Here is a 5,889-nt window from a genome sequence, read left to right on the forward strand (position 1 = left end):
GTCGAACTGGCCGGCAAGCGGCCGGAGAAGATCAGGGCCGCGGGCGTCGCGATCGTGCCCGAGGGGCGGCGGCTGCTGCCCGACCTGAGCGTCGACGACAACATCCGGGTGGCCACGTACGCGCTGTCCAAGCAGGCGGCGGTCGACGGGCGCGCCCGCGCGCTCGAGCTCTTCCCGGCCCTCCAGCGCCGCCTGAACGTGCCCGCCAGGTCGCTGTCCGGCGGCGAGCAGCAGATGGTCGTGCTCGCCCAGGCGCTGGTGTCCCAGCCGAAGTTCATCCTGATCGACGAGCTGTCGCTCGGCCTGGCACCGGTCGTGGTGAGCCGGCTGATCCCGGTCATCCGCTCGATCGTGGACTCAGGGATCGGCGTGCTGCTGATCGAGCAGTTCGCCACCCTGGCGCTCGGCCTCGCGACAAGCGCGTACGTGATGGAAGGCGGCGTGATCCGCTATTCGGGGACGGCCACCGAATTGCGGGATAATCCCGATATGCTGCACTCCGCGTACCTGCTGCGGGGCAGCGGCTCGGCTCCAGAACAGGCCGCGGCCCCCGCCGCCCAACCCCGGGGAAAAGCCAATTAACAATATCCAGAACGGGCCGTGGCGGCTCTCAGCGGCCCGCCATTCCGCCATTTCAGGGATTACCTTACCCGCCATTATCACCGTATCGGAGATAATGGCGATATTTACCTCATGATGCGGCCAGGCGCCTTGCTGGCGGTCTGCGGATCATATATCTTCCTGACATCGGCGTCCGGAGTGGAGGTGGTCGGCGCTCATGAACGACCAGGCCGACAGCGGGAAGGAAGGCCAGCGCGGGCTCGCGCTCGACGGGGTGCGAGTGCTCGACCTCACCCATCAGGTGGCAGGCCCGTCGGCGACGCTCATGCTGGCGTATCTCGGGGCCGAGGTCGTCAAGGTCATCGTGCCCGGCAGCAGGGACAGCTACGACGCGGTCCCGTTCTACCTGAACAACGCCAGCAAGAAGTCCATCGAGCTTGACCTCAAGTCGCCGGCCGGCCTGCGGACCGCGCTGCGCCTCGCCGAGCGCGCGGACATTTTCGTCGAGAACTTCAGCCCGGGGGTCATCGAACGCCTTGGCCTCGGCTGGGACACGCTGCGGCAGCTGAACCCACGGCTGATTTACGCGCAGGTCAAGGGGTTCGCCGCCGATTCGCCTTACCGCGACTTCCCCTGCTTCGACCCGATCGCGCAGGGCTTTTCCGGCGGGTCGAGCGTGACCGGCGAGCCCGACGGCCTGCCGATGAAGCCGGGCCCGGACGTCGGCGACACCGGCACGGGGATGGTCCTGGCCGGCGGCATCCTCGCCGCGCTGTACCAGCGCGAGAAGGACGGGCTCGGCCAGCGGGTCGAGATCGCGATGACCGACCAGGTCGCGACGTTCATGCGGATCCACTACGGCTGGCCGATCGAGCGCGGGACCGACACCCCGCGGTTCGGGAACCGGCCCCCGTTCCTTGTCACGACCGCCCCCTCCGACATCTACCCGTGCCCGCCGTTCGGCCCGAGCGACTACGTGCACATCCACTGCGGCAGCGACCGTCAGTGGGAGCGGATGGCCAGGCTCATGGGCAGGGCGGACTTGCTCGGCGACGAGCGGTTCGCGACGATGGCCAGCCGCGGCGAGCACAAGGCCGACGTGGACGAGGCGGTCCGCGCGTGGACCGCGACGCTGGACAAGATGGAGGCGATGCGCGCGCTTGGCGCGGCCGGCGTGCCGGCCGGAGCGCTGCGCTCGACCACCGAGGTGCTGGCGGACACCGACCTGCGGGAGCGGGGGATCTTCGTCACGGTCGACGACCCCCGGCGCGGTCCTGTGACGATCCCCGGCTACCCGGTCCGCATGTCCCGCTCGCCCGCGCGGGTGACGGCGCCCCCGCAGCCTGGACAGCACACCGCGCAGGTGCTGCGGGACTGGCTCGGCGAGGACGCCGCCGCGCTGGGCCTGGAGGCGGGGCGGGGCGTGTCCAGGTGATCAGGCGCGAGGTGGCGATCGTCGGGATCGGCCAGACCGGCTACGCCAAGGCGCTGCCGTCCACCGCGTGGGAACTGGCCGTCGAGGCCGTGCTCGCGGCCCTGGCGGACGCCGGGATCGACCCCGCCGACGTGGACGGGATGTGCCGGTTCGCGCCGCCGTTCGAGCCGGTCAGCGAGCCGATGCTGGTCCGCGCGCTGGGCATACCCGAGCTGAGGTTCTTCGCCGAGTCCCCGCTGGGCGGTGAGGCCCTTGGCGCGGTCATCGCCCACGCCGCGGCGGCGATCATGGCCGGCCTGGCCAGGACCGTCGTGGTGTACCGGGCGCTCAGCCAGAGCAAGGGGGGACGGTTCGGGAGAGCGGACAGGGCAGGGCCGTCGGGCCAGCCGGCCGCGGCCCCCAGCGCCGACATCGTGGTGCCCGAGGAGGACAACCGGTCCTTCGCCTGGCCGTACGGCCTGATGTCGCCCGGGCAGCTGTTCGCGCTGTGGGCGCGGCGGTACGCCGCCGTCCACGGCCTGACGGACGAGGACCTCACGACCGCGCTCGGCTCGATCGCGATCACCCAGCGGCGCTACGCGAACAACAACCCCGCGGCGATGATGCGGGACAGGAAGATGGACTGGGACGACTACCGCAGCGCGCGGATGATCAGCGAGCCGCTGCGCCTGTTCGACCTGTGCCTGGAGAACGACGGCGCCTGCGCCTACGTGCTGACCAGCGCCGACGTCGCGGGAAGCCTGCGCGCCGACCCGGTGTACGTGCTGTCGGCCACCCAGACGCTCAGCCCCTACCGCGAGCCGATGGGCATCTACGCCGACGGCGAGCTGCTCGAGCTGTTCCCGCCGGCCACCGCCGGGCGGCTGTTCGAGCAGGCCGGGGTGACCAGGCAGGACATCGACGTCGCCGAGTTCTACGACGCGACGTCGTACATGCCGCTGCGGTCCCTGGAATCCTACGGGTTCGTGCCGGACGGCCAGGCCTGGCGGTACGTCGCCGAGGCCGGCACGGGACCCGGCAGCCCGCTGCCTGTCAACACGCACGGCGGCCACCTGTCGGAGGCCTACCTGCACGGCATGAACGGCGTGCTCGAGGCGGTCAGGCAGCTGCGCGGCACGGCCTGCAACCAGGTGGCAGGCGCGGAGATAGCGCTGGTCGGGGCGCCGGCGGGCAGCGCCATGATCCTGGCCAGATGAGAGCGAGAGCGAGCAGAGCGAGGTGACCTGATGGCGATCATCCCCGCGGTCACGGACCTGACCCGGCCGTACTGGGACGGCGCCCGCGCCGGCCGGCTGGTCACCCAGCGCTGCGCCTCGTGCGGGAACAGCTGGCACCCGCCGCTGCCCGCCTGCCCGCACTGCCACGGCACCGACATCGGCTGGCAGCAGGTGTCCGGCGCGGGGACCGTCTACACCTACACCGTCGTGCGGCACGCGACGCACGCCGCGCTCGCGGACCAGGTCCCGTACGTGATCGCGATCGTCGAACTCGCCGAGGGACCCCGGCTCGTGGCCGGGATCACCGGCTGCGCGCCGCAGGACGTCCGGGTCGGGCTGCCGGTCCAGGTGTGCTTTACCGCGGTCACGCCCGAAGTCACGCTTCCGTACTTCGAGCCGCCCACCCCGGCCACCCCGGCCACCCCGCCCACCCCGGCCTGATAACAGCAAGAGGCAACCAAACGGCAGGAGCTTACGACGATGGGACTGCTCAACGGCAAGGTGGCGTTCGTCACCGGCGCGGCACGCGGCCAGGGCAGGTCGCACGCGCGGCGGCTGGCCGAAGAAGGCGCCGACATCATCGCCATCGACGCCTGCGCCACGCAGGACTGGCTGACCTACCCGCTCGCCACCGAGGCGGACCTCGCGCAGACCGTCAAGGAAGTCGAGGCGTTCGACCGCCGCATCATCGCCCGCCGCGCGGACGTCCGCGACCTGGCAGCGGTGCGGGCGGTGCTCGACGAGGGCGTCGCGGCCCTCGGCGGGCGGCTCGACATCGTGTGCGCGAACGCGGCCATCATCTCCCAGCCCGCGCCGACCTGGGAGATCGACGTCGGCCAGTGGCGCGAGCTGATCGACGTGACCCTGACCGGCGTGTTCGTCACCGTGAAGGCCGCGATCCCGCACATGATCGCCGCGGGCAACGGCGGCTCGATCGCGCTGACCAGCTCAGGGGCGGCGCTGATCTCCGGCGGCGGCCTGGCCGACTACAAGGCCGCCAAGGCCGGGGTGCTGTCGCTGACCAGGACGCTCGCGTGCGAGCTCGCCGAGCACTTCATCCGGGTCAACGCGATCTGCCCGACGGCGGTGGACACCCCGATGATCCAGAATGAGGCGCTGTACCGGTCGTTCCGGCCGGACCTGGACAACCCCGGGCGGGAGGACGTCAAGGCCGGGTTCCAGACCATGAACCTGCTGCCCATCCCGTGGGTGGACCCGGTCGACGTCTCGAACGCGATCGTCTGGCTGGCTTCGGATGCCGCGCGGTACGTCACAGGGATCACGCTGCCGGTGGACGCCGGCAACCAGCACAAGTGACGAGGGGGGACCGTACATGCGCACCCAGGCGGCCGTGCTCTGGGAGAGCCACACGGACTGGAAGGTCGAGGAGATCGAGCTCGATCCGCCCCGCGCCGGGGAGGTGCTCGTCCGGGTCGCGGCCGCGGGCCTGTGCCACTCGGAGGAACATCACCTGACCGGTGACGTGCCGTTCGCCGCGCCGATGATCGGCGGGCACGAGGGCGCCGGGTACGTCGAGGCGGTCGGCGAAGGCGTCACGCTCACCAAGCCCGGCGACTACATCGTGTTCTCGTCGATCCCGAACTGCGGCCGCTGCCCCTCGTGCGCGACCGGCCGCCAGAACCTCTGCGACCTGGCCGCCGCGATCGTGGCGGGGAGGCAGCTCAGCGACGGGACGTCACGGCACCACGCCGCCGGCCAGGACCTCACGATCACCTGCATGGTCGGCTGCTACGCGCGGCACACCGTGGTGAACGAGGCCTCGGTCATCCCGGTCGACCCGCAGGTCCCGCCCGCGGCCGCGTGCCTGACCGGCTGCGGCGTGGCGACCGGCTGGGGCAGCGCGGTGTACGCCGGCGGCGTCCGGCCCGGCGATAACGTGGCCGTCGTCGGGGTGGGCGGGCTCGGCTCGGCCGCGGTCCAGGGCGCGCGGCTGGCGGGCGCGCGGCGGATCTTCGCGATCGACCCGGTGCCGTTCAAGCGCGAGATGGCCGGGCACTTCGGCGCGACACACTCTGCCACGGACGTCACCGCGGCCTTCGACCTGATCCGCGAGGTCACCTGGGGCCGGATGTGCGACGTGGTCGTGGCGACCATGGGGGTCGGCCGCGCCGACCTGATGGACGACATCCTCGCGCTGGCAGCCAAGCGCGGCCGGGTCGTGGTCACGAACATCTACCCGGCCACCGACACCCGGCCGAACCTCGCGCTCAACGGCCTGGCCCAGTGGGAGAAGCAGATTGTGGGCTGCATCTTCGGCTCGGTCAACTCCCGCGCCGACATTCCCCGGCTGCTCGGCCTCTACAGGGACGGCCTGCTCGACCTGGACTCGATGGTCACCAGGACCTACCCGCTCGAGGAGATCAACCAGGGCTACCAGGACCTGCGCGACGGCAAGAACATCCGCGGCGTCCTGGTGATGTGAACCGTGCTGGTCATGCCCGACATGGCCTGACACACTAGGTGATTGTGCGCGCGATCATGGCCGGCGCCGCCGGCGCCGGGCGTGCCGTCGCGGGCGTGCTCGCCGTCGCGGGCGCGCTGCTGATCCTCTTCCTGGCGTTGCGCGGGGCGGGCAGGCATCAGCCGGCGCCCGCCGCCGATCCCGGCACCGGACGGACGGTGGCGTCCGCGTCGGCGTCCTCCCCGTCGGCGCGA

At 71.5% G+C, this 5,889-nt stretch carries 7 protein-coding genes; all 7 read left to right on the forward strand.

Translation table 11 applies throughout. From position 1 onward, the window contains the following. Window positions 1–582: ABC transporter ATP-binding protein (locus tag Q1N79_RS15495; RefSeq protein WP_300609711.1), on the forward strand; the 582-nt coding region annotated here is incomplete at its 5' end. Window positions 583–778: 196 nt separating this feature from the next. After that, window positions 779–1,996, forward strand: coding sequence for a CoA transferase (locus tag Q1N79_RS15500; RefSeq protein ID WP_300609713.1), 1,218 nt, complete (start codon window positions 779–781; stop codon window positions 1,994–1,996). Continuing rightward, a complete protein-coding gene (locus Q1N79_RS15505; protein ID WP_300609715.1) occupies window positions 1,993–3,192 on the forward strand; it encodes a hypothetical protein in 1,200 nt (399 codons plus the stop codon). The genes Q1N79_RS15500 and Q1N79_RS15505 overlap by 4 nt, the downstream gene beginning before the upstream one ends. Before the next feature lie 30 nt (window positions 3,193–3,222). After that, window positions 3,223–3,654 (forward strand): Zn-ribbon domain-containing OB-fold protein, encoded by a 432-nt coding sequence (locus Q1N79_RS15510; protein WP_300609717.1) that lies wholly within the window; start codon window positions 3,223–3,225, stop codon window positions 3,652–3,654. Between the two features lie 39 nt (window positions 3,655–3,693). Then, entirely contained in the window at window positions 3,694–4,530 is an 837-nt protein-coding gene (locus Q1N79_RS15515) for a mycofactocin-coupled SDR family oxidoreductase (protein ID WP_300609719.1), read from the forward strand. Between the two features lie 16 nt (window positions 4,531–4,546). Then, window positions 4,547–5,656 carry an NDMA-dependent alcohol dehydrogenase gene (locus Q1N79_RS15520; RefSeq protein WP_300609721.1) on the forward strand — a complete coding sequence of 370 codons (1,110 nt, stop codon included), beginning with the start codon at window positions 4,547–4,549 and terminating at the stop codon, window positions 5,654–5,656. A gap of 44 nt (window positions 5,657–5,700) precedes the next feature. Continuing rightward, window positions 5,701–5,889 (forward strand): hypothetical protein (locus Q1N79_RS15525; RefSeq protein ID WP_300609723.1); only part of this gene is annotated, 189 nt, incomplete at its 3' end.

It is taken from the genome of Trebonia sp. (genome assembly GCF_030042015.1).
Lineage (GTDB): Bacteria > Actinomycetota > Actinomycetes > Streptosporangiales > Streptosporangiaceae > Trebonia.